The 23,409-nt window shown below is 45.5% G+C and carries 24 protein-coding genes; 23 read left to right on the top strand and 1 reads right to left on the bottom strand.

Going from position 1 to position 23,409, the window contains the following annotated elements; translation table 11 throughout:
* Window positions 1-60 precede the first annotated feature (60 nt).
* From EYS13_RS03230 to EYS13_RS03335, 22 genes are all read left to right on the top strand, one after another.
* On the top strand, window positions 61-333 hold the full coding sequence (locus EYS13_RS03230) for a metal-sensitive transcriptional regulator (RefSeq protein ID WP_227765874.1): 273 nt from the start codon (window positions 61-63) through the stop codon (window positions 331-333).
* 19 nt (window positions 334-352) lie between these two features.
* On the top strand, window positions 353-676 hold the full coding sequence (trxA, locus tag EYS13_RS03235; protein ID WP_227765875.1) for a thioredoxin: 324 nt from the start codon (window positions 353-355) through the stop codon (window positions 674-676).
* A gap of 85 nt (window positions 677-761) precedes the next feature.
* On the top strand, window positions 762-2,087 hold the full coding sequence (locus EYS13_RS03240) for an AAA family ATPase (RefSeq protein WP_227765877.1): 1,326 nt from the start codon (window positions 762-764) through the stop codon (window positions 2,085-2,087).
* Window positions 2,088-2,189: 102 nt separating this feature from the next.
* Complete coding sequence (locus EYS13_RS03245; protein ID WP_227765880.1) at window positions 2,190-2,642, top strand: RrF2 family transcriptional regulator; 453 nt, start codon at window positions 2,190-2,192, stop codon at window positions 2,640-2,642.
* A 17-nt stretch (window positions 2,643-2,659) separates the two neighbouring features.
* Window positions 2,660-3,859 (top strand): cysteine desulfurase NifS, encoded by a 1,200-nt coding sequence (gene nifS, locus EYS13_RS03250; protein WP_227765881.1) that lies wholly within the window; start codon window positions 2,660-2,662, stop codon window positions 3,857-3,859.
* Complete coding sequence (nifU, locus tag EYS13_RS03255; RefSeq protein WP_227765883.1) at window positions 3,841-4,224, top strand: Fe-S cluster assembly scaffold protein NifU; 384 nt, start codon at window positions 3,841-3,843, stop codon at window positions 4,222-4,224. The genes nifS and nifU overlap by 19 nt, the downstream gene beginning before the upstream one ends.
* Window positions 4,225-4,279: 55 nt before the next feature.
* Window positions 4,280-5,374 carry a tRNA 2-thiouridine(34) synthase MnmA gene (gene mnmA, locus EYS13_RS03260; RefSeq protein ID WP_227765885.1) on the top strand — a complete coding sequence of 365 codons (1,095 nt, stop codon included), beginning with the start codon at window positions 4,280-4,282 and terminating at the stop codon, window positions 5,372-5,374.
* 124 nt (window positions 5,375-5,498) lie between these two features.
* Entirely contained in the window at window positions 5,499-5,957 is a 459-nt protein-coding gene (locus tag EYS13_RS03265) for a PRC-barrel domain-containing protein (RefSeq protein ID WP_227765887.1), read from the top strand.
* 48 nt (window positions 5,958-6,005) lie between these two features.
* On the top strand, window positions 6,006-6,161 hold the full coding sequence (locus tag EYS13_RS03270) for a hypothetical protein (protein ID WP_227765888.1): 156 nt from the start codon (window positions 6,006-6,008) through the stop codon (window positions 6,159-6,161).
* An 18-nt stretch (window positions 6,162-6,179) separates the two neighbouring features.
* Window positions 6,180-6,377: a YtxH domain-containing protein gene (locus EYS13_RS03275; RefSeq protein ID WP_227765890.1), complete on the top strand. Its 198-nt coding sequence runs from the start codon at window positions 6,180-6,182 to the stop codon at window positions 6,375-6,377.
* Between the two features lie 197 nt (window positions 6,378-6,574).
* Window positions 6,575-7,609, top strand: coding sequence for an AI-2E family transporter (locus tag EYS13_RS03280; RefSeq protein WP_227765892.1), 1,035 nt, complete (start codon window positions 6,575-6,577; stop codon window positions 7,607-7,609).
* 181 nt (window positions 7,610-7,790) lie between these two features.
* Window positions 7,791-10,436, top strand: coding sequence for an alanine--tRNA ligase (gene alaS / locus EYS13_RS03285; protein WP_227765894.1), 2,646 nt, complete (start codon window positions 7,791-7,793; stop codon window positions 10,434-10,436).
* 105 nt (window positions 10,437-10,541) lie between these two features.
* A complete protein-coding gene (locus EYS13_RS03290) occupies window positions 10,542-10,802 on the top strand; it encodes an IreB family regulatory phosphoprotein (protein ID WP_265332408.1) in 261 nt (86 codons plus the stop codon).
* Between the two features lie 109 nt (window positions 10,803-10,911).
* Window positions 10,912-11,859 carry an aldo/keto reductase gene (locus tag EYS13_RS03295; RefSeq protein ID WP_227765896.1) on the top strand — a complete coding sequence of 316 codons (948 nt, stop codon included), beginning with the start codon at window positions 10,912-10,914 and terminating at the stop codon, window positions 11,857-11,859.
* A 20-nt stretch (window positions 11,860-11,879) separates the two neighbouring features.
* Window positions 11,880-12,299 carry a Holliday junction resolvase RuvX gene (gene ruvX / locus EYS13_RS03300; RefSeq protein WP_227765897.1) on the top strand — a complete coding sequence of 140 codons (420 nt, stop codon included), beginning with the start codon at window positions 11,880-11,882 and terminating at the stop codon, window positions 12,297-12,299.
* A 98-nt stretch (window positions 12,300-12,397) separates the two neighbouring features.
* Window positions 12,398-12,691, top strand: coding sequence for a DUF1292 domain-containing protein (locus EYS13_RS03305; protein WP_227765899.1), 294 nt, complete (start codon window positions 12,398-12,400; stop codon window positions 12,689-12,691).
* 164 nt (window positions 12,692-12,855) lie between these two features.
* Complete coding sequence (locus EYS13_RS03310) at window positions 12,856-14,280, top strand: VanW family protein (protein WP_227765902.1); 1,425 nt, start codon at window positions 12,856-12,858, stop codon at window positions 14,278-14,280.
* Between the two features lie 71 nt (window positions 14,281-14,351).
* Complete coding sequence (gene mltG, locus EYS13_RS03315; RefSeq protein WP_227765903.1) at window positions 14,352-15,380, top strand: endolytic transglycosylase MltG; 1,029 nt, start codon at window positions 14,352-14,354, stop codon at window positions 15,378-15,380.
* A gap of 117 nt (window positions 15,381-15,497) precedes the next feature.
* Window positions 15,498-16,715: a peptidase U32 family protein gene (locus EYS13_RS03320; RefSeq protein ID WP_227767784.1), complete on the top strand. Its 1,218-nt coding sequence runs from the start codon at window positions 15,498-15,500 to the stop codon at window positions 16,713-16,715.
* A 75-nt stretch (window positions 16,716-16,790) separates the two neighbouring features.
* The gene (locus tag EYS13_RS03325) at window positions 16,791-18,593 is read left to right on the top strand and encodes a peptidoglycan D,D-transpeptidase FtsI family protein (protein WP_227765905.1); all 1,803 of its coding nucleotides are present in this window, start codon (window positions 16,791-16,793) and stop codon (window positions 18,591-18,593) included.
* 188 nt (window positions 18,594-18,781) lie between these two features.
* Window positions 18,782-20,233: an FMN-binding glutamate synthase family protein gene (locus tag EYS13_RS03330; protein WP_227765906.1), complete on the top strand. Its 1,452-nt coding sequence runs from the start codon at window positions 18,782-18,784 to the stop codon at window positions 20,231-20,233.
* A 71-nt stretch (window positions 20,234-20,304) separates the two neighbouring features.
* Complete coding sequence (locus EYS13_RS03335; protein WP_227765908.1) at window positions 20,305-20,979, top strand: manganese catalase family protein; 675 nt, start codon at window positions 20,305-20,307, stop codon at window positions 20,977-20,979.
* 215 nt (window positions 20,980-21,194) lie between these two features.
* Here the strand turns inward: EYS13_RS03335 and EYS13_RS03340 are convergent, their stop codons facing one another.
* Window positions 21,195-22,403, bottom strand: coding sequence for a DUF438 domain-containing protein (locus tag EYS13_RS03340; protein WP_227765910.1), 1,209 nt, complete (start codon window positions 22,401-22,403; stop codon window positions 21,195-21,197).
* Between the two features lie 228 nt (window positions 22,404-22,631).
* Here EYS13_RS03340 and sigK point away from each other — a divergent pair, with 228 nt between their 5' ends.
* Window positions 22,632-23,342: an RNA polymerase sporulation sigma factor SigK gene (gene sigK / locus EYS13_RS03345; RefSeq protein WP_423055317.1), complete on the top strand. Its 711-nt coding sequence runs from the start codon at window positions 22,632-22,634 to the stop codon at window positions 23,340-23,342.
* Window positions 23,343-23,409 lie beyond the last annotated feature (67 nt).

The raw sequence follows: 23,409 nt of genomic DNA on the forward strand, positions 1-23,409 counted from the left end.
ATTGCATTATTTTGGAAACTGTTATATAATACCTATAGTCATGGATAGGGAGGGAAACGAGTGGTTTCCTACGCTGCTTCAAAAGATGACCTGCAAAAAAGGTTGAAGAAAATCGAAGGGCAGATTAAAGGCATTCAGCGCATGATTGAGGAAGAGAAATATTGCGTTGATGTGCTAATTCAAATTGCTGCTGTCAGAGCTGCTTTGGATAAAGTAGGATTGATTATTTTTGAACATCATAGCAGGGGTTGTCTGAAGAACGCCGTTGAATTGGGCAAACAGGAGGAAATGGTGACCGAGTTAATTGATGTCTTAAAGAAATTCATCAAGTAACCGGGAGGGGGAGAAACTGGTGGAGGCAGAGATTTTTACTTTAACCGGGGAAAATTTTAAAACGACAATTAATCAAGAAACACCTGTGCTGGTAGACTTTTGGGCAGCCTGGTGCGGACCATGTCGTATGATAGCACCTATACTAGAATCTGTTGCCAGGGAATATGACGGGAAACTGATAGTAGCCAAGCTAAATGTGGATGACTACGGAGATATTGCGGCAGAGTACGGTATCATGAGTATTCCGACGTTACTTTTGTTTAAAAACGGAAATTTGCTGGGAAAGCTGATGGGATTCCAATCCCGCGAAAATGTACTCAACTTCATTAAGCGAGCTGTTTAATATTTTTAAATCTTAGTGCTCTATGGCGGTTAGATTTTCTAACCGCCATTCTCAATAAAGGGAATGATACGGGTAGGTGGAGATAATGAATATATTTGATTACGGCAGGCAAAAAGAACAAAAGAGGAATGCCCCATTAGCTATGCGCATGCGTCCTAGAAATTTAGAAGAATATATAGGTCAAGAAAAAATTGTTGGGCCGGGAAAACTCTTGCGTAGGGCGATTTTGGCCGACCAACTGTCTACTCTGATTTTTTACGGACCTCCGGGTACAGGAAAAACTGCTCTTGCCCAAGTTATTGCCCAAAGTACCAAAGCGGAATTTGTTCAGCTTAATGCTGTCACTGCCGGGGTTGGGGAAATCCGCCAAGTGGTGCAGGAAGCTAAAGATAGATTGGGAATGTATCAAAAAAGAACCATTTTGTTCATTGATGAAATACATCGCTTTAACAAAGCGCAGCAAGATGCCCTGCTTCCCTACGTAGAAGACGGAACAATTATTTTAATCGGCGCAACTACCGAAAATCCCTATTTTGAAGTTAACCCTGCCCTTTTGTCGCGCTCCAGAATTTTTAAGCTAGAGCCATTAAAATCGGAAGAAGTAAGGGTTATTTTGGAGCGTGCCCTTAAAGACAAAGAACGGGGCTTAGGAAACCTGCCGGTAAAAATAACGCCGGAAGCTTTGGAACATTTTGTACAAGTGTCCGGTGGCGACGCCCGTAAGGCATTGAATGCACTGGAATTAGCAGTTTTAACAACTCCGCCGGACGACGAAGGCTACATTAACATCGATTTGGCTGTGGCGGAAGAGTCTATTCAGGAAAGAGCAGTGCTGTATGATAAAAGCGGTGATCAGCATTACGATGTGATCTCTGCTTTTATCAAAAGCATGCGAGGGTCCGATCCCGATGCCAGTCTGCATTGGTTGGCCAGGATGTTGGCAGCCGGTGAAAATCCTCGCTTTATAGCCCGGCGGATGGTTATCTTGGCTGCAGAGGATGTGGGACTGGCCGATCCTCATGCTCTAACCATTGCTACGGCTGCTGCCCAAGCAGTGGAATTTGTAGGAATGCCAGAGGCGCGGCTTCCTCTGGCAGAAGCCTGTATTTACCTGGCTTGCGCCCCCAAAAGCAATTCGGTGATTACAGCCATTGATCAGGCACTGCGGGATGTTGCCACAAAAGATATTGGAGTTGTTCCGCTCCACCTGCGGGACAGGCACTACTCCGGTGCTAAACAACTTGGTCACGGTAAAGATTACTTATATCCCCACGATTTTCCTGGAAATTTTGTAAAGCAGCAGTATTTGCCCGAACCGCTGCTGGGAAGCGTTTATTACCGGCCAAGTGGAAACGGTGCGGAAAAAGCTTTAAGTAAAAGCTTGCATAAAGAACAAGGTTCAGAGGCATAGTAAATTCATAGTAAATAACTCGGTTTTAGTCCTTGACAATACCCAAGCAGTTTGCTACGATATAGAAAACCGAGGAAATTACTAGGGATTGGAGGTGCGGTTTTGAAGTTATCCACCAAAGGAGAATACGGCTTGCGGGCGATGTTTGATCTGGCCTTGCGTTACGGCGAAGGTCCCATATCTTTAAAAAGCATAGCCGAGCGGCAGGATATATCAGACCATTATTTGGAGCAATTAATTTCCGGCTTGCGCAAAGCGGGTTTGGTGAAAAGCATTCGCGGTGCCCAGGGAGGTTATATTTTGGGCAGGGAACCGGCTGAAATTACCGTAGGTGACGTGATTCGCGTCTTAGAAGGACCAATTGCTCCTATGGATTGTGTCAATGAAGAAGAGCCGGATTTATGTTGCCGTGCCGAAACCTGTATTACCAGGGGAATTTGGGAAAAAGTCAGGGACAGCATCAACGATGTTTTAGATTCCATAACACTGGAAGATATGGTTCAAGAAGCGGCAAAAGTTAACCAATCTAATGACTATTACATGTATTACATCTAGAAAGAAGGAGTCCTAGGATGAGGAAAGTGTACCTTGATCATAGCGCAACCACCCCGGTTCGCCCGGAGGTGGCAGAGCTTATGCTCACCTACTTAACAACTCATTTCGGCAACCCGTCCAGTATTCACAGTTTCGGTCGGGAAGCTAAAAAGGCGCAGGAAAATGCCAGGGAGCAGGTAGCCGGTTTAATAGGTGCCAATCCCCAAGAAATCATTTTTACCAGCGGTGGCACTGAAGCGGACAACCTGGCCGTCATTGGTGTTGCCCAAGCTTATAGCAAAAAAGGGAAGCATTTGATTACTTCTACCATCGAACACCATGCAGTTTTAGACACCTTTGAATACCTGGAAAAACAGGGATTTAAAGTTACGTATATTCCCGTGGACAGCGAAGGTATGGTCGACCCGGAGGATGTGGAAAAGGCCATTACAGATGAAACCACCTTAATCAGCATCATGCATGTTAATAACGAAGTAGGCACGATTCAACCAATTGAAGAAATTGGCCGAATAGCCAAGTCCAAAGGGGTAATTTTTCACACCGATGCGGTGCAGAGCGTAGGGAAAATCCCTGTAGATGTGAACAAGCTGCAGGTTGACCTTTTGACTGCATCCAGCCATAAGATTTATGGACCAAAAGGGGTTGGATGCCTTTATGTCCGCAAAGGCGTCCGCCTTGAACCCCAGTTTCACGGGGGTGGGCAGGAGAGAAAGCGCCGTCCGGGGACGGAAAATTTACCGGGTATTGTAGGTTTTGGTAAAGCGGCTGAGCTGGCAGGCCAGGAATTGGAGCAGGAAATGGAGAGGCTCACTGAACTGCGGGATATGCTGATTAGGGGTATTTTGGAGCGAATTCCCGAAGTCAAATTGAACGGACACAGGGAGAAACGACTGCCGGGCAATGTGAACGTTAGTATCAGGTATATCGAAGGTGAATCGCTGCTACTAAGTTTGGATATGAAAGGTATAGCTGCTTCAAGCGGTTCAGCTTGTACCTCGGGGTCTCTGGATCCGTCCCACGTACTTTTAGCCATGGGAATTCCCCATGAAATCGCCCATGGATCTTTAAGAATGACTTTAGGGAGAGATAATACTAAAGAGGATATTGAATATGTCTTGGAAGTCTTGCCAGCCATTGTGGAAAGGTTGCGGGCAATGTCTCCGTTATATGAACAAAGCATAGGAGAGGAGAAATACCAATGTACAGTGAGAAAGTAATGGATCACTTTACCAATCCCCGTAATGTTGGTGAATTGGAGAATGCTGATGGCATAGGCCAAGTAGGCAATCCTGTCTGCGGGGATATCATGAAAATATATATCCAAGTCGAGGACAACAAAATTAAAGATGTCAGGTTTAAAACTTTTGGCTGTGGCGCCGCCATTGCCACCAGCAGTATGGTTACAGAGATGGTGAAGGGTAAAACATTGGAAGAAGCATTGCAAATAACAAATAAACAGGTTGCGGAGGCTTTGGACGGACTTCCACCTGCTAAGATGCACTGTTCTAATTTAGCCGCTGATGCGTTGCACAAGGCAATCGAAGACTACAAGCAAAAAAGTGAAAAGAACCAAGCCTGCTAAAGGGACATAATGTGGGAAGATTGTCGCTAACCTTAAGTCCAGGGGTTGAGATTTAGTGGAAGCAAAGAAAAAAGTTTTGGTAGCTATGAGCGGCGGCGTGGATAGTTCCGTAGCCGCCGCTCTTTTGCTGCGTCAAGGTTATGAAGTGATCGGTGTAACAATGCAGATCTGGCCGGCAGATGCACCGGCGCCTGCCGACGAAACTGCGTGTTGTTCCTTATCCGCGGTAGAAGACGCCAGGCGAGTAGCGCAAAAGCTGGATATACCTTACTATGTGCTAAATTTCAGGGATTTGTTTCAGGAAAAAGTAATTGACTATTTTGTAGATGAATATATGCGGGGACGTACGCCAAACCCGTGTATTGCATGCAACCAATATGTTAAGTTTGATGCGTTATTGCACAAAGCCAGGCAGCTGGGTATGGATTATGTGGCAACCGGCCATTATGCCAGGATTTTTTATGATGGGGACAGGCAAAGGTATTTAATGGCCAAGGCTAAGGATAAAAATAAAGATCAAACCTATGTTCTTTACGGCTTTACTCAGGAGCAATTAAAACAGACATTGATGCCTTTGGGGGGCTTTACCAAGTCTGAAATCCGAGAAATGGCGGCGGAATTCGGCTTTAGAGTGGCAAACAAACCTGAAAGCCAGGAAATATGTTTTGTCACCGATAACGATTACCGGAGATTTATTGCGGAAAAGGCGGTGGCCGAGATTAAGCCGGGACCATTTATCGACACGGAAGGTAAAGTCTTGGGACAGCACCGGGGTATTCCTTTTTACACTATCGGCCAGCGCAAAGGGTTAGGTATTGCTTTTGGTTACCCTGTATACGTCGTAGATATTTTACCTGAAAAAAACGCCGTTGTTTTGGGCAGGCTGGATGAATTAAAAGGGCAAAAAATTTTGGCCAAAAACAACAATTTTATTCTTTTTGAAAAACTGACTAAACCGGAAGAAGTTACTGTTAAAATCAGGTATAAGGCTGATGAGGTTAAAGCTACTATTTACCCGGGAGCGGAAGAGGGAGCCGTGGAAGTTGTGCTTCATGAGCCCCAAAAGGCCATAACTCCGGGGCAAGCCGTAGTTTACTACCAAGGAGAACTGGTGGTAGGCGGCGGGACCATCGACAAAAGGCTCGAATGAAAATGCGTACAAGTTACGCATTTTTTTTGTTATTTTTTTCCTGTAAAAAGTTAGAGATAGCATTATTTTTTCGACTGGTGGCAATAATAAAGTTAAAACCCTTATTTGATGAGGGGGTAACCGGTTGTTAAAAGGAAGGGATGTTATTGGACTTCCGGTAATCTGCCTGGAAAACGGCGAAAACCTGGGGAAAGTAAACGATCTTTTTTGCAGCAGCAACCTGGAGCAAGTCTTGTCATTACAAGTCGCCGCTAGAAATGAAAAAGATTTAAAGCAGTATGCTTTCAATGCCGTAGCCAGTATGGGACGAGATGCGGTTTTGCTCAAGACTGCCGAACCCAGCGAATTTGTGCCGCATGAAAATTGTTTCAGCTGGCAAAAAATTAAAGGTATCAGGATATTTTGTAATCAAGGAAATGAGCTGGGGACAGCAGTAGATTTGCTGTTTGATTTTCCGGAGGGACGGATTGTAGGTTTAGAAGTTTCGGAAGGGTTTATCGGGGACTTGCTTTCGGGCAGACACTTTTTCAGTAACGAGCTTATTCAAACCTGCAACGAAAATTGTATAATAGTTGGTTTTTAGTCTTGACTTCTTTAAAGAAAGATGTCCGGGTAAAGGAGTTGATTATTAATGCCATGTCCATTATGCGGCGGTAAAGAGGTAGGGAAAATTGGGCCTGACCAGTTCTACTGCTGGAATTGTTTTGTGGAGTATGACGGAAGAAACCAAATTTATGAAGTTGCTGAAGATGGCAGTTTAATTGCTTATGGGATGGATCCTGAATAAAGTGCGGGGGTGCAGGCCATGTTTAAAGGTTTTTGGAAAGGCCTCCTGACAGGTGGCATTATTGGTGCCATAATAAGCAGCAATCTTTTTATGACCCCACAAAAAAAGAAAATAGTTTCTAAACGCATAATGGGTAAAACCAGGCGTTTGCAATCCAGAGCGCGCAAAGTAATGAAAGAAGTCAGCGAAGGTGTGAACGACCTGTTGCAGAAATAAGTGAGGTAGGCCTCACTTCAGCTTGTAGACAAAGCCCGCATGTATTATTTCGCTCTGGACAAGCTCCTACGCGTTGACCTTTGGCAAAGCCGCCAGCCTAGAGGAAACCAGTCCCGCTCCATAATACATGCGGGCTGATATTAGTTTGTCGACGGTCTGAAGTGAGTTATGCCTCATTTGTTGTTTGGGTGATACACGTGAAATTAATTTTTGATGGCAAATTTAAGCGCCGGTTGCTGATCTTCATCTTTGTGGCCTTTGTTGTTTATTTTCTTTATAGAGTTAGGGGGGTCCTTTTTCCATTTATTTTGGCAATTATTCTGGCCTATGTTTTAAACCCCTTGGTGGAATTGCTGGAACAATATAAAATCAGGCGGTTATATGGAATCATTGTAGTCTATGCCACTGTTTTAGGACTGCTTTTTTTGGTGGGCTTTTATGGCGTACCGGTAATTGTAAAACAACTGACGGCCTTCGGGGAAAAAATACCATACTATACCAGTGAAGCCCAAAGCAGGCTTCGGGACTTTTATCGCGATTACCAAAGGTTTAACATTCCGGAGAGTTTACGCGAGAGTATTGATCAAAATATCGTAAATTTTCAGCTGCAGCTTACCCAGCTGTTAAGTAAGCTGGTCACCGGAATATTCAACATTTTTTCTCAAATTTTCAGCTTTATCATTGCCCCCATTCTCGCTTTTTATTTGTTAAAGGATAAGGATGAAATCAGTAAAAGTATAGTGCAAAGCATTCCAGTGGCCAACCGTTCAGAGCTGCTCAGCCTGTGGGAAGAAATCGATACTGTTTTGCTTAAATTTATCCGCGGTCACTTGTTAGTAGCCACTTTAGTTGGCGCCGCCACGGCCCTGGGATTAGCCTTAATCGGGATGGACTTTCCCTTGTTGTTTGGGATCATTTCCGGGATAACAAATATCATTCCATATTTCGGACCTATAATCGGAGCAGTGCCGGCGATCCTATTAGCACTTTTGCAATCTGAAACCTTGGCTCTATATGTTATTTTGGTAATGGCAGTGGTACAACAACTGGAGAGCAATTTGATTTCTCCGAGGATTTTAGGACAAAGCGTGGGACTTCACCCTCTACTGGTTATTTTTGTGCTTTTAGCCGGAGGAGAGTTATGGGGCTTGGTAGGCATGTTGATAGCTGTACCGCTTACAGCTGTGCTGCGCATTCTGATTGGGTACCTATTTACGAAGCTTATAGCTTAATTGACAAAGATGGCAGCATTTTGTATAATGTAGAAAATTTTACGTATTTGTTGTTTTCCTCGTCTTAATTTCGGGTATTATGACGGGGTTTTTTGGCGTTAAAAGTGAACTGTTGCTGTGCTTGGCTGGAGCCAAGCTTTCTTTAGTGTAAAATTGAAACTATTAGAGGAGTCGGTAGAAGATGCGAGGCAGTGAACTTAGAGAAAAGTTTTTGCGCTATTTTGAAAGTAAGGGACATACTGTAGTACCCAGCTCATCGTTAGTACCCCACGATGACCCAACCTTGTTGTTTACAAATGCAGGTATGGTGCAGTTTAAAGATGTGTTTTTGGGCCTGGATAAAAGAAACTATAGCCGGGCCACCACTGCACAAAAATGTGTCCGTGCCGGGGGAAAACATAACGACTTGGATACTGTGGGCAGAACTGCCCGGCACCATACCTTTTTTGAAATGATGGGTAATTTCTCTTTTGGAGATTATTTTAAAAGGGATGCTATTAGTTATGCTTGGGAATTTCTAACTGAAGTTATTCATTTGCCCAAAGAGGCATTATGGGTTACTATTTATCATGACGATGAGGAAGCTTTCCATCTCTGGCAGGAGTTAACCGGCATCCCGGCGGACAGAATTATCAGGTTGGGAGAAAAAGATAATTTCTGGGCAATGGGCGACACAGGTCCTTGTGGGCCATGCAGCGAGATTATTATAGACCGCGGCGAAGAGCACCGCTGTAATGCCAAGGAATGTGGAATAGGCAAGTGCGACTGCGATCGCTGGCTGGAGATCTGGAACCTTGTTTTCATGCAGTATGAGCGGGATGAAAAAGGAACATTAACCCCTCTGCCAAGGCCAAGCATTGATACCGGTATGGGACTGGAACGTGTCAGTTCCATTTTACAGGGAGTAAACAGTAACTACGATACTGACCTAATAAAACCCTTAATCCAGGAAGTGGAACGAATAACCGGTAAAAAATATTATAGCGATGACCGGGGATTTCCTTTCCGGGTAATTGCCGATCATGCCAGGTCCTGTACTTTTTTAATTTCCGACGGGGTCTTGCCTAGCAATGAAGGCCGGGGATATGTTTTAAGGAGAATTTTACGCCGGGCGGTGCGTTTTGGCAAAGTACTGGGCATTGAACGTCCATTTCTTTTTGAAATGGTACCTGTAGTGATCAGGGTAATGGGCGAGGCTTATCCCGAACTGTTGGAAAACAGGGAACACATTCAAAAGATAATCAAGCTGGAAGAAGAACGTTTTCGCGAAACATTAAATGAAGGCATGAAGGTAGTAAGCGACATCATTAACCGGCTTAAAAACCGCGGGGAAAATATGATTTCAGGCAGGGAAGCTTTTGTATTGTATGATACCTATGGTTTTCCTTTGGATTTAACTGAAGATATTGCTGAGGAAAATAACCTTACAGTTGATAAAGAAGGCTTCAATGCGGCTATGGAAGAACAGCGCAGAAGGGCCAGGGAAGCCAGGGAAGATGTAAAAGCTTGGGATTTTGCCGTTTCCTTTGCCGGTTTGCTGGGTGATTTGGGTCCCACAACATTTGTAGGGTACGATCGGTTAGAAGCGGAAGCCCAGGTACTAGCTTTGATTGCTGATGGGGATAAAATTCAAACCGCGGGTCCGGGACAAGAGGTACACCTGGTTGTGGACGTTACCCCCTGTTATGCCGAAAGTGGCGGACAGGTGGGAGACTCGGGCCAGGTGAAGTGGCCAAAGGGCTCGGGCCGTATTTTGGATACCAAAAAGTTACCGGATGGCAAGGTATTTCACATCTTGGAAATTCAGTCAGGTAACATTGCCGTTGGCGACAGGGTCCATATTGCCGTAGATCATGAGCGGCGTCAGGCTATAGCACGTAATCATTCGGCCACCCATTTACTGCATAAGGCATTGAAGGAAGTTTTGGGTTCCCACGCCAACCAAGCAGGTTCCCTGGTGGCTCCCGATCGCTTGCGCTTTGATTTCACTCACTTTGCTGCTCTTGAAGAGAGTGAAGTCAAGGAGGTAGAGACCAGGGTCAACCAGCAGATTCTGGCCAGCCTCCCCATAGAGACTTCCGAGATGTCTTTCGAAGAGGCAAAGGAATTAGGGGCAACCGCTTTATTCGGCGAAAAATACGGTGAGCGGGTCCGGGTTGTAAAAATGGGGGACTACAGCATGGAATTATGCGGCGGAACCCATTTGAAAACAACCAGTGCTGTGGGAGTTTTTAAAATTTTAAGCGAAGGCGGTGTGGGTGCCGGTCTGCGTAGGATAGAAGCTGCAACCGGGACCGCTGCATTAGATTATTTGTTCAAAGAGGAAGAGAATTTAAACAGGGCGGCGCAAATTTTAAAAACCAACCGCGAGCAGCTCGTGCAACGAATTGAACACATGGTACAAGAGCTTAAGGAGAAAGAGCGGGAACTGGACAGATTAAACGCCAAGCTGGCCTCATATCAAGTAGGAGAGTTGCTCGAACAAGTTCAGGATGTAAAAGGGGTTCCCGTTTTGGCGGTGGCTGTTCAGGCTTCAGATATGGAAGCGTTGCGTTCCATGGCCGACATGTTGAAAAATAAATTAGGTTCCGGAGTAATTGTCTTAGGTGCATCTACAGAGGACAGGGTGAATTTTGTGGCGATGGTTACTAAAGATCTGCTTGCGGCAGGATTACATGCAGGTAATATAATCAAAGAGGTAGCCAAAATTGCAGGTGGCGGCGGTGGAGGGAGGCCCGATATGGCCCAGGCTGGCGGGAAAGATCCTTCCAAACTGCAGGAAGCCTTGCGGCATACTATTAATGTTGTGCAAAACCAAGTGAAATAGCTGTGCTGTACCGGCCAGTAGCAGAGAAATTGTCCGGGACGGAAAGAGGATATGAGATAAGAGCGGCGAATAAATATGTAAAGCTCTTTAAGTGGGGGGATGAACATGACCCAGGAAAATCTTGAACATACTGTAATGTTTAAGGTTGAAAAGGAAGAAGTTCCTAAAGCCAAGGAAGTCCTGTTAACAGTTTACGCAGCCTTGCAGGAAAAAGGATATAATCCGATAAACCAATTGGTAGGTTATTTGCTGTCGGGAGACCCCGCTTACATTACAAGTCATAAAAATGCGCGGAATTTAATCCGCCGTTTGGAGCGGGACGAATTAATGGAAGAGCTGCTGATTAATTACCTGGGTCAAAAATAGCCTGGTGTAACCTCATATCCTAAGGATAGACAGTCCTAAAAGATATGAGGTTTTGTTTTATTTAAAAATAAGCTAAGAGATGCTTTTGCTTAATAATTTGGGAGGGTATATGAAGTACGTTCAATTGGGGGAAACGGGTTTAACAGTGTCCAGGATTTGTTTCGGGGCGCTGACCATCGGTCCTTTGCAGGCTAATTTAAAACTGCATCGAGGAGCTGAAATAATTAAATATGCTTTGGACGCAGGAATAAATTTCATCGATACGGCAGAAATTTATGGTACCTACCCTTATATCAGGGAAGCCGTCAATGGCAGGAGAGAACAGGTGATCATAGCTTCCAAGTCTTACGCCTATAGCCGGGAGGGAATGCAAAAAAGTCTGGAAAAAGCCCTGCAGGCTCTTGCAACCGATTATCTGGATATTTTCTTACTGCATGAGCAGGAAACGGTAATGACTTTAGCGGGACACAGGCCTGCCTTGGAATACCTGCTGGAGGCTAAAAAGCAAGGCTTGGTACGGGCCGTGGGCATTTCCAGTCATTCGGTGGAAGCAGTAGCTGCCGCAGCCAAGATGCCCGAAATCGATGTAATCCATCCCCTGCTCAACATGAGGGGTATCGGCATCATTAACGGCACCCTAGAGGAAATGGTGGCTGCAGTAAAGTCGGCTTACGACCAGGGAAAGGGTATCTATAGCATGAAACCTCTCGGTGGAGGCAATTTGCTTTTAGAAGCGGAGAAGGCGTTACAGTATGCTTTCTCGCTAGATTTTGTGCATGCAGTGGCCATCGGTATGCAGTCAAGGGCCGAAGTTGATTATAACGTTGCTGTTCTGAAAGGGATGTCTCCCGACCCAATGGTCCGGAACAAAGTGAGAAAACAGAAGCGGAGACTGCATATTGAAGAGTGGTGTCAGGGCTGCGGGCGTTGTGTTGACAGGTGTTCGGCTCAGGCACTGACTTTGGTTAATGGCCGGGCGGTAGTTGACGATAATTTATGCCGTTTGTGCGGTTATTGTGCTGCGGTATGTTCCCAATTTTGTATTAAGGTAATTTAAATTACAGGCAGGTGAAAAGGTTGAGAGTGCTGGGGTTGGATGTGGGAGAGCAGAGAATAGGAGTGGCATTAAGCGATCCTTTAGGCTGGACAGCCCAGGGTTTAGGCACTGTAAAACGCTCTGGCGACATAGAGCAGGATGTTGCTGAGATTGCCAAGCTAATTGCTGAGCATGAGGTACGAAAGGTAGTAGTGGGTTTACCCAAAAACATGAATGGCACCCTTGGTCCGCAGGCGGAAAGAGTGCAGGAATTCGCCAATAACCTGGGAAAAAAAGCTTCCGTGCAGGTTGAGTTCTGGGATGAAAGGCTGACCACGGTAGCAGCGGAAAGGACACTGCTTATTGCTGACGTCTCCAGAAAAAAGCGCAAGCAAGTTATTGATAAATTGGCTGCTGTGGTTATCTTGCAAAACTACCTGGACAGCAAATCAATGGTATGATTTATCCTGATTGCGGTTAAACTGGTAGTAATTGCTTTACAAAAGCCCTTAAATAAGGTATCATAGGCCTAGTAAATCAGAAAGTAGGTGTATAAAAAGTGGCTGATGAAAGACACTGCCATGAACATCATGAAGACTGTGATTGCGAAGATATCATTATTTTGCAAGATGAAGATGGAAATGACCATGAGTTTAGCATTGTAGATGTCCTGGAGCTTGATGATAATAAATATGCCATCCTCTTGCCAACTGATGAAGAAATGGATGAAGCAGTAATTTTAAAAATTGATGTTGATGAAAACGGAGATGAAATATTGTTTGAAATCGAAGATGATGAGGAGTGGGAAGCTGTAGCCCGCGCTTGGGAAAAACTGCTGGAGGAAGAGGAGTAAGAACACAAGCCGCTAGAAAGCGGCTTTTTCTATGTATTAAACTGCATTTATGCGTCAACGCCACTGCATAACAGTTTTTTAACACTCAGTTCGGGCGAGGAGATAGAAGTTATCTTTCCCTCTAATTTGGAATAAAAATAGATCACTGGAAGGGGGGAAAGTTATTGAAAAAATTGATAGTTATGGCTTCAGGGTTCACTTTAGCCTGTCTTATTTTATCAAGTTGGTTAATTCCCGTACTCTTCTTCCAGCAGCGCACGTTGCCTGGTTTGCATTTGGAGGGGCGATCGGTTGGAGCTAAGTCGCTGGAAGCATTGCAAGCACAAGTGGAGAGAATAGCTGCAGAAGTGGAAAATTATAATCTTACAATTAAGTATGTAGACAAGGTCTGGCAAAAAACGTACTATGATTTAGGCATCGAGCCTGATACTGCAGCAACATTTGAAAAAACCATCCTGTTCGGCAAAAAAGGTCCGCTGTGGGAACGCTGGACCGCTTATTACCATTTGCTTCAAGGAAAGGCCAACATAGATTTTGTGTTACGCTTTAAGCGGGAGAAAGCAGCTGAAGTGTTGGCAGAGTTGACTGCTCCTTTTACAGTTCAGCCCTCCGATGCTAGCTTGCTCCTGACTTCCGATGACCGGGTTGTAATTAAACCGGCTGTTACGGGTAGAACGGCAGATGTTGCTGCCGGAGTGACTGCATTGGAAAAAGGAATTATTCTACCGGATACGAATAGAATCACAGAACTGGTACTGGTGGAAAAAGCTTTAAAACCCGAAGTTTCTACAGAACAATTGGAGAAATTGAAGATTACAGGTAAAGTTGCCCAGTCTGTAACCCGTTTTAATCCGGCCAACAAAGAACGGACTCATAATATTATTCTGTCAGCCCAAAAACTGGATAATCACTTTATACCTCCCGGCAGCATCTTTTCGTTCAATGAAGTAGTTGGCCCAAGGACCAAGGAAGACGGCTATAAAGATGCCTTGATTATCGTTGAAAATGAATTCGAACCCGGTTTAGGCGGGGGAGTCTGCCAGGTATCTTCTACTCTTTATAATGCGGCTTTAAAAGCAAACCTTGCCATCAAAGAAAGGCGCAGGCACAGTTTGCCGGTCAACTATGTTCCGCCGGGGTTGGATGCTACTGTGGTTTACGGGTATATCGATCTCAAATTGCAAAATAACACGGACGGGTATCTGTGGATCAGAGCCAAGACAAAGGGAGATACGTTGAGCATCAAGCTTTTTGGCTGGAAAGAACAACTTCCTGCTGTAGAAATAACCAGAAATGAACGGGTTTTAGAACCCCAGGTAGTCACCGTTAAGGACAACAGTTTGCCTTTAGGGAAAGTTATAGTGGAACAAGAAGGCAAAAGGGGATTAAAAGTACAAGTGATCAGGACTGTTAAAAACGCAGCGGGGGAAATTATCACCCAGGAAGTCATTTCCCAGGATATTTATCCGGCGCAAGATCGAAAAATCAGAATTGGGTTACAAGCTGCTGCAGGTACTCCGCCTACACCCATAGAAACCATTGACAGTCCTCAGCCAACAACTGAAGACGGGGAGTTTCCGGAAAGGTAAAATAAAGCTATTGTTAATAACGGCAGAAAACTGTATAATGATAGCAAAATTTAGACAACCAGGGGTAAAGCATGTTGAACAAAGTCTCTGGCAGAAATAAACCCAACAAAAGAAGCAGTTTGCTCAAAGGGATGTTGTTTATCTTTTTACTGTCAGTTATGCTTATGGCATATGACCCGCTTGGCCCGGTAGAGAGCAGTTCCGAGGAAGTGCCGGTGCGAATCCCCCCGGGTAGTTCCACTTTACAAATTGCGGAAATCCTGCGTTTTAACCGGCTGATTAAAAATGAACTGATTTTTATCGCCTATTCCAAGCTAACAGGTTATGACACCAAGTTAAAAGCCGGTGATTATGTTTTAAACAGGTCTTTTTCTTTGCCCCAGATTTTTGAAAAACTTAGCAAGGGGCAGGTTCAGGCCGTTACCTTTACCATTCCGGAAGGGTTTACAGTGGAACAAATAGCTAAAGCCTTAGCCCAAAAAGGTCTGGTGGATGAAAAGAAATTTTTGGCTTTGGCTAAAGAAGGCGCTTTCAATTATCCCTTCATTGTGCAAGCGAAGGATGTAAAGTACAAGTTGGAAGGTTTTTTGTTTCCGGATACGTATAAGGTAAGACCCGGAAGTTCGGAAGAAGAAATAATTGAGGTAATGTTGCAAAGATTTGCTGCAGTCTATGATGAACAAGCGCGTTCCAAAGCGCGGGAACTGGGTTTGAACGATCAGGAACTGGTTACACTAGCCTCTTTGATTGAGAAAGAAGCCAAAGTTGCTCTTGATCGCCCGCTTATTTCCGGGGTTATTTACAACCGTTTAAATAATGGCATGCGCTTACAAATCGATGCCACTATTCAATATATTTTAGGTCAAGCGAAACCAAGGCTAACTTACAAGGATTTAGAAATTGAATCGCCTTATAATACTTACCTGGTGGAAGGTCTGCCGCCGGGACCAATTGCTTCTCCCGGAAAAGCGGCTATAGATGCTGCCCTAAACCCGGCAAAAACCGATTATCTGTATTATGTGGCAAAAAGTGACGGCTCCCATGTTTTTAGCAAGACTTTGGAGGAACATAACAAAGCCAAAAAAAAGTTCCTCAAGTAGGATAGTTAGGCTGAAGTCGAGTAATGCTATATTCATGCTATATTTAATAAGCAGTGTGGTCAAGACACCACACTATTGTTTTGTGTCCAAAAGGAGAGGGAGTTTTTGAGAACGGATATGCCAAAAGTAGAACTGCTGGCTCCCGCCGGCAACCTTGAAAAGCTGAAAATAGCTCTTTATTACGGTGCCGATGCCGTTTACTTGGCTGGTCAGGCTTTTGGCTTGCGGGCTTCCGCCGGCAATTTCAGTCTGGAAGAAATGGAAGAGGGAATTAGGCTGGCCCACGGCCTCGGGAAAAAAGTCTACGTTACCGTTAATATCTTTGCCCACAATTACGACTTACCCGCCCTCCCTCCTTATTTAAAGCAATTGGAAACTCTGGATGTGGATGGGATAATAATTTCCGACCCCGGAGTGGTTTGGCTGGCCAAGAAGCACGCCCCAAATTTGGCAATTCACCTTAGCACTCAGGCAAATACCACTAACTGGGCCAGCTGCCGGTTTTGGGCAGAACAGGGACTCAAACGGATTGTGCTGGCTAGGGAGCTAAGCCTGCAGGAAATCCGGGAAATACATGAGCATGTGGATATTGAGTTGGAAGCATTTGTACATGGCGCCATGTGCATGGCTTATTCTGGAAGATGCATGTTGAGCAGTTTCTTAACCGGACGAAGCGCCAACCGGGGGGAATGCACTCACCCTTGCCGCTGGAAATACCACCTGGTAGAAGAGAAACGCCCGGGGGAATATATCCCTGTGCTGGAAGATGAGCGGGGAACATACATTTTTAACTCCAAAGATTTATGCATGTTGGAATATATACCTGAGCTGATCTGCGCTGGCTTATCCAGCTTTAAGATTGAGGGCAGGATGAAAAGCATTCACTATGTAGCTACAGTGGTTAAAACTTACAGGGAAGCCATAGATGCTTACTACCGCGATCCGGAAGGATACGTCTTTCAAAAAGAATGGTTGGAAGAAGTCAGCAAGGTCAGCGATCGCGAATATACCACCGGTTTTTATTTTAGTAAACCAGGAAGCGAGGCCCATAACTACGTTACTACCAAATTGCCCAGGAAATACGATTTTGTCGGCCTAGTTTTAGATTATGACTCGGAGAAGAAAATGGCGCTGGTTGAACAACGTAACCGCTTCGCAGTGGGTGATGTGCTGGAAGTATTCGGACCTCATACCGCTCCACAGGCTGTGGAGGTCAAAACGATGTATGATACAACAGGCCAAACTGTTGACTCGGCACCACATCCGCAACAACAGCTTTATCTCAAAGTAGATTTTCCCCTGGAGCCTTTTGCCATGCTCAGGACAAAAAAGTGAGAATACTTTTCTGGACTTATAATTTCACCACCTTTTGCTAAACCTATATTTAGTTTTAGTAAAGGTGGTTTTGCTTTGTCCGTAAGATATTTTTACAGGGTTAGGCTGTTGTTTATTATTTTTATCTTGCTATTTACCGCTTTGGCGGGGCGTCTTTTTAAGCTGCAAATGTTAGAAGGAGATAAACTGGCAGCGCTGGCTGATAAAATCCGCACCCAGATCGTTTCCGGGGAAGAGTTTCCAAGGGGTGATATATTGGATCGCCACGGAGTGACCCTCCTGGATACTGCTGAACAACCGGCAGTGGCTGTTTTTCCGGCCATGTTGCAGGAAACGGGACAAGTTATCGCCCACTTGGGAGATGTCCTGGGATTGCCGGAAGAAAAAATCAGGGACAGGATTGAGCTGGCAGTAAATTATTATGCCAAAGCCCCCTTTATCCTCAAGACTAACCTCACTCCCCTGGAAAAGAAGCAGATAGAACAGCTTGCCTTACCTGGCGTTTATACAGTTCCCGTGCAAAGCAGGTACGGCCCCAACAGCTTGGCAGTCCACCTCATCGGGCATCTGAACAGCATAGATGAAGCCACTTGGGAAAAATTGAAAGCAGAAGGCAAAACCGGCCCCGGTAAAAACTCCTATAAAAAAAGCGATGTGATTGGCGTAAAAGGGATTGAAGCGATCTATGAGAGTTATTTACGGGGAAATGAGCCTAGCCATTATTTGGCGGCAACAGTGGATGCCAAAGGAAGGTTACTGGCCGGTTTGGGTTTTGAAAGGATCGATAATGCAGCAGCTGAAAAAGAGCGCGCCAATGTGGTTTTGACGCTGGATAAGCAGATTCAAAATATTGTAGAAGAAATTATGGATAAGCGGATAGCTAAAGGTGCAGCAGTGGTAATGCGGGTTCCCACCGGCGAGGTGTTAGCCATGGCCAGCCGTCCGACTTTTGATCAGAATGCTGTCTTTAAGTACCTTGGAAAGAGTGAACGTCGTTACGAATTTATTAACCGGGCTTTGGAACATTTTTACCCAGGTTCGGTCTTTAAAGTGCTGATCGCCGCGGCAGCGCTTGAAGAAGGAATAGTTCAACCCGATGAAAAATTTAACTGCACAGGTGAATTCCTTTTTGATTCAGGGCTGGCTATTCCTTGCTGGAAGGAAGAAGGTCATGGACTATTAACTTTCAGCGAAGCTTTAGCCCAATCCTGCAATCCTACATTTATTGAAGTAGGGCTGCGTCTGGGCCGGGAGAAAATAATCGAATACGCCCGGCGGTTCGGTTTGCTGGATGAAGTTTTAATAGGTTACAACCTGAATGATTTCCCAAGCGTAGCAATTGCCAAAAGCAGTCCTGCTGCCATTGGCAATGCATCCATTGGGCAGCAGGGCATTATGCTGAGCCCGCTGCAAGTGGCCGGCATGATAGCTACGGTAGCCAATGGGGGAATCTATCAGCAGCCCAGGGTCGTAGAGCGGGTGGAAAACGGGGTGGGGGAAGTTTTACGGATGTGGCAAACACCAGCAGGTACTCGCGTGATTTCAAGGCCTACAGCTGCCAAATTGCAGGCAATGTTAGCTGCAGCCACTACAAGCGGAACAGCTAAAAATGCTTGGATAGAGGGTTGGGGTACAGCTGGAAAAACAAGCACTGCCCAGACAGGAAGTCAAAGCGTGGACGGCAAGGAAATAATCAACGCCTGGTTTGCCGGTTTTGCCCCTTTGGAACATCCCGAATATGCTGTGGTGGTAATGGTGGAAGATGGAACGGCGGGAGGAACCGATGCAGCCCCAGTATTCAAAGAAATTGTCACAAAGATCTTGGTTCGTGACATGAATACGAGCGAAAAAGCGCAAACTGAGAGTGAAAGCAAATAAGTTGGGGGGTATCCCTATGACTTCATATTCCGCGGGACAAAACGCCGGTGACGTACGGGATAAAGAGGTTAGGCAGGTAGCTATAGCCATGCTGACGGTGTTACGGCAGCGCTAAGTGTTGAAAAGTACCTTTTGGAAAAGTGATAAAAGCGGGATCTTGCAAATGTGCTTATTGGGGAGTGAGCTTGATGTTGGGATTCTTTGGCAGCCTGTTGACCGGGTTTTCTACTATTGCTTTGGCGGGAATAGGAACTTTTTTGTTCGGCAAACAGGGCATTGATTATCTGATTGACAACTTAAGCAAAAGCTTAGTAACGGATAAATACCCCGAAAATTTATGGGAAATGTATAATACTGCCCAAAAAGTCACTCCGGGGGCTGCCATGGAAGCTGCAATGCGTGCGGAAACAGGTAAAGCATTAAACCGGCCTTATGGCAGCCCACTTCATTTTTCTCCCTGGGAAAAGTTGTTGTTTAATCCGGTTCAGTTGTTCCGCTTACCTGTGCCGGACAATGTTTCAATTGAGACAAGAGTTGTAATCGGCCCGCGGGCGAGAAACCCCTTAAAATTAGCAATTCCTTTGCTCATTGGTGGAATGTCTTACGGTGGTGCCCTTAGCAAAAGAGCAAAAATAGCTTTAGCCATTGGGGCCTCAATGGCGGGGAGTGCAACAAATTCCGGGGAGAGCGGTTTTCTGCCGGAAGAACGCAAGGCGGCAAACCGTTTTATCCTGCAGTATCACCGAGGCGGCTGGACTAGCCAGGCAAAATTCCTTAACCAGGCCGACATGATCGAAATCCAGCTGGGCCAGGGGGCGCAAGCTTCCGCTCCTATGAAAACGCCGGGTAAACTGATCGGAGAAGAGATGCGGGAGGCGTTTCAGCTGCTCCCCGGGCAGGATGCAGTCATTCATTCCAGGCTGCCGCAAGTGGAAGAACCTGCCGATCTCAAAAAGCTGGTGGAGAAACTGCGGAAAATCTCAGGGGGAGTCCCCATAGGGATTAAGTTAGCTGCCAGCCACCACTTGGAAAAGGAACTGTTAATTGCCATTGAAGCCGGAGTGGATGTAATTGCTCTGGATGGTGCCGAAGGAGGTACTCACGGCGGCCCCCCGATCTTACAAGATGATGTTGGGCTGCCCACTATGCTGGCATTAGTGCGCGCCGATGAATTTTTAAAAAAATATGGAATAAGGCAGGACATTTCGTTGATTGCTGCCGGTGGGCTCAGAACACCGGGGCAATTTTTGAAAGCCATGGCGCTGGGAGCTGATGCCGTCTATATTGGGACAATTGCCACTATTGCTATGGTTTCTGACCAAGCAGTAAAAGCCCTGCCCTGGGAGCCGCCTACCAGCTTGCTATTCTATCTGGGACCATTAAAAGAGGAGTTGGATGTAGACCGGGCAGGGGAAAATTTAGCCAATTTTTTGCGGTCTGCTGTCCATGAAATGACATTAGTGGCCAGGACTTTGGGCAAAACTTCTTTAAAAAACATTGACAAGAGTGATTTATGCGCACTTGATCAAGAAGTTGCTAGGTTCACGGGAGTGGCCCTCGCTTACCATGCTCCCGATGAGGTTTTCCCTTTTGTTCCGCTTGGCAGCGGCGATACTCGCTATAATAACACGCATTACTAGTGACAATTGCCAGTATAGCTTGTTCTTTTTAGATGCAACCTAAAATAAAACTTAGTAAAGGAGTGTTATGGTTGTTCAGGCATGATAAAAATTTGCTTCATCCGGTAAAGGTTGACCGCCCGAACCCAACTTATGCGGCCATGCTGCAGGAGCAATTCGGAGGCGCAAACGGTGAATTGAAAGCGGCGCTGCAGTATATTGGGCAAAGCTTCAGAGTAAAGGATCCCGCTATTAAAGATTTATTTTTGGATATTGGCGCCGAAGAAATGAGCCATATGGAAATGGTTGGAACTATGATCAACATGCTTAACGGCCACGATGTGGCGGACAACGATGTTCAAAGCGGAAGTATGGAACCCCAAGTTTTGGGTGGTTTAAACCCGCAATTGGAAAACGCTTCCGGTTATCCCTGGACTGCCACTTATGTTACTGTTACAGGTGATTTAGCCGCCGATCTTTTATCCAACATTGCAGCAGAGCAGCGAGCCAAGGTCGTTTATGAGTATCTCTACCGCCAGATTAACGATAAAGGGGTAAGAGAAACCATTGATTTTCTGTTGAACAGGGAAGAAGCTCATAATGCATTATTCAGGGAAGCCTTAAACAAGATTCAAGGCAGTGGTTCTTTAAAAGATTTCGGAGTAACGCCCGATTCCAAACTGTACTTTAATTTGTCTACACCCGGTAGGCATTTCTCCAATCCTCAGGCCAATCCTCCCCAATTTGTTCCTCCATCCAATCACTAATCTATATACAATAAGCAGAAAGAGCATTTGCTCTTTCTGCCTGCTTGTAGATAAAGCTCGCAGGTATTATGGAGCGGGACTTGTTTCGTCTAGGCTGGCAGCTTTGCTGCCGGTAACGGGGTGTGAGCTTGTCCCGAGCGAAATAATACCTGCGAGCCCATAATCGTTTGTCGGTGGTCCGCAGAAGATTTTGCGCATTTTCTGTCTATTTCTCATTACCAGTCTAGCAGCCGTTTTTCGCCCTGAAGGGCGCGGATTTTAGTTATGTCCTGGGTGACTTCAACGATTCCCCGATATTTGCCTGTTTTATCCCGTACAGGGAAGTAGCGGATGTAAATAAAGCGCCCGTTTATTTCTAACCAAAAATCGGCGGAGCTTTTTGTGCCTTTTTTAAATTCCTCCACGATTTTGTTTACGATATGGACGCTGTCCGCAGGATGGCAGTTTTGCACCTGGCGACCGATAATGCCGGGGCTGCGGGGGAAAATGCGCTCCCGGCCCTGGGAGTAATAGCTGACCTTACCGTGTTCATCTACAAATGTAATGTCAATCGGCAAATGAGTCAGTATTAAGTTTATTTGTTCAGCAGTCAAACTTCCTGTATCTAGGTTCAGTTGGTCCGAAACTTCATCTTTACCAACAGTGGGCGCATTCATGCCCTGCGGGGGCTGCCACTCAGTCCCCGGCTTAATCAGGGTATAACCAATTTCTTCCTCTCCGATGCGGACGCGGCCCCATTCTTCTTCGCTGAGCTTTTCCAACGACATCGGGAAAAGGATATTTTCTTCTTTATAAATCATTTCGGAGATTGTTGTCAGCAATTGCTCCAAGGCTGGGAGAAATTTATCTTTTTCGTTATTAGCTAAAGCAATGTTAACTTCTTTAAATAAAGCCCTTACATCGTCGTGAAACTGCCACATTACCTTGCTGGGGCCGGAAACATCGTGCTTTTCCAGCATGGGAAAAAGCTGGTTTTCCTTGCGCAAGTAATGTTTATTTATTTCCTGCAGCAAAGTCAATTGATCGGTTAAAGGCTGGCGGTAATCGTTTAAAGAAGCTTTAGGGCTGGCCTTAAGCTGGGCAAGGATTTCCTGCAAACTGTTTACTACCTTATTGATTGCTTCATTTTCTTTGCGAAAAGTGTGGATTGGGTGGCCGGGCAGCAGCTCAGGCCGGGCTTGTTGCTCCAAGGCGCTTTTGAATACGGCTACATGCACATCGCATAATCTTTTTACCTCTTGCTCCGGCATGCCCTCAGCTATCAGTTGGTGCTCCATTTCAGCGATTTCCGAGGGACCAAAGTTACGAATCAAGTCAGCAAAACGTTCTTTTAAGCTTTCCGGGCTTTGACCGGCGTGTAAATCGCGGATAATGCCCTTAAGAATTTCCTGCCTTTTTTGTTTACCGTCTATTAGTTCGCTCATACCCTATTCCCCTTCTGTTACGGCTTGGCGCAAGCCGTTTTTACTTAATAGTATTTTCGAGAGGGGAACAGTTTATGTCATTAGGTGATTTAACTTCCGCCGGTTAATACTAATAAATAGCCGGGTCTCCCTTATTTTCCTTAAAATACCTCTTAGCTTATTTCAAATGACAAGCACATTCCCACCACCCAAGCCATATATTATACGGACTCTAAATTTGGGGGTGGGATTTTGGGTACCGCTTTGCTGGCGTTATTTACCCTTTCTGTATTGAAAGGGATTGCTTTGCTGGTTTCTTACATCAGCAATAACGCGTTTCCTCAGCCTTTGTCGGAGGAAGAAGAAGCGCTGCAGGTAAAAAGAATGAGAGAGGGCAGTGAAGAGGCTAAAAACATCCTCGTAGAGCATAACCTGAGATTAGTTGCCCACATCACCAAAAAGTTTGAAGGAACAGGAGAGGAAAGCGACGATCTGATTTCCATCGGCACCATCGGCCTCATCAAAGCAATTAATACTTTTGATCCCGATAAAGGTACCCGGCTGGCAACCTACGCTGCCCGCTGCATAGAGAATGAGATCTTGATGCATTTACGGGCTACAAAAAAGACAAGGGTGGAAGTATCCCTCTACGACCCTATCGGGGTGGATAAAGAAGGAAACGAAATTGCACTGATTGATGTATTGGGCACTGAGCATGATGTAGTGGCAGATTCTGTAGAAAATGTTCACGAGCAGCGAAGGGTACTGGAGAAGATCAAAATACTTAGCAAAAGGGAGCGTAACGTACTGGAACTGCGTTTCGGGTTATTTAATACCTTGCGCAAAACCCAGCGGGAAATCGCTAACCGCTTAGGGATTTCCCGGTCTTATGTGTCACGGATAGAGAAAAAAGCGATAGAAAAGCTGCTGAAAGAACTGTCGTCGGAAAAGGGGCAGTGAAATGAGTTACCGGGAACTGTTTACTCAACTAAAGGGTGGTCAAAGCGGGGGATTAATTAAATGCGAA

The sequence above is a fragment of the Zhaonella formicivorans genome (assembly GCF_004353525.1).
Lineage (GTDB): Bacteria > Bacillota > DUOV01 > DUOV01 > Zhaonellaceae > Zhaonella > Zhaonella formicivorans.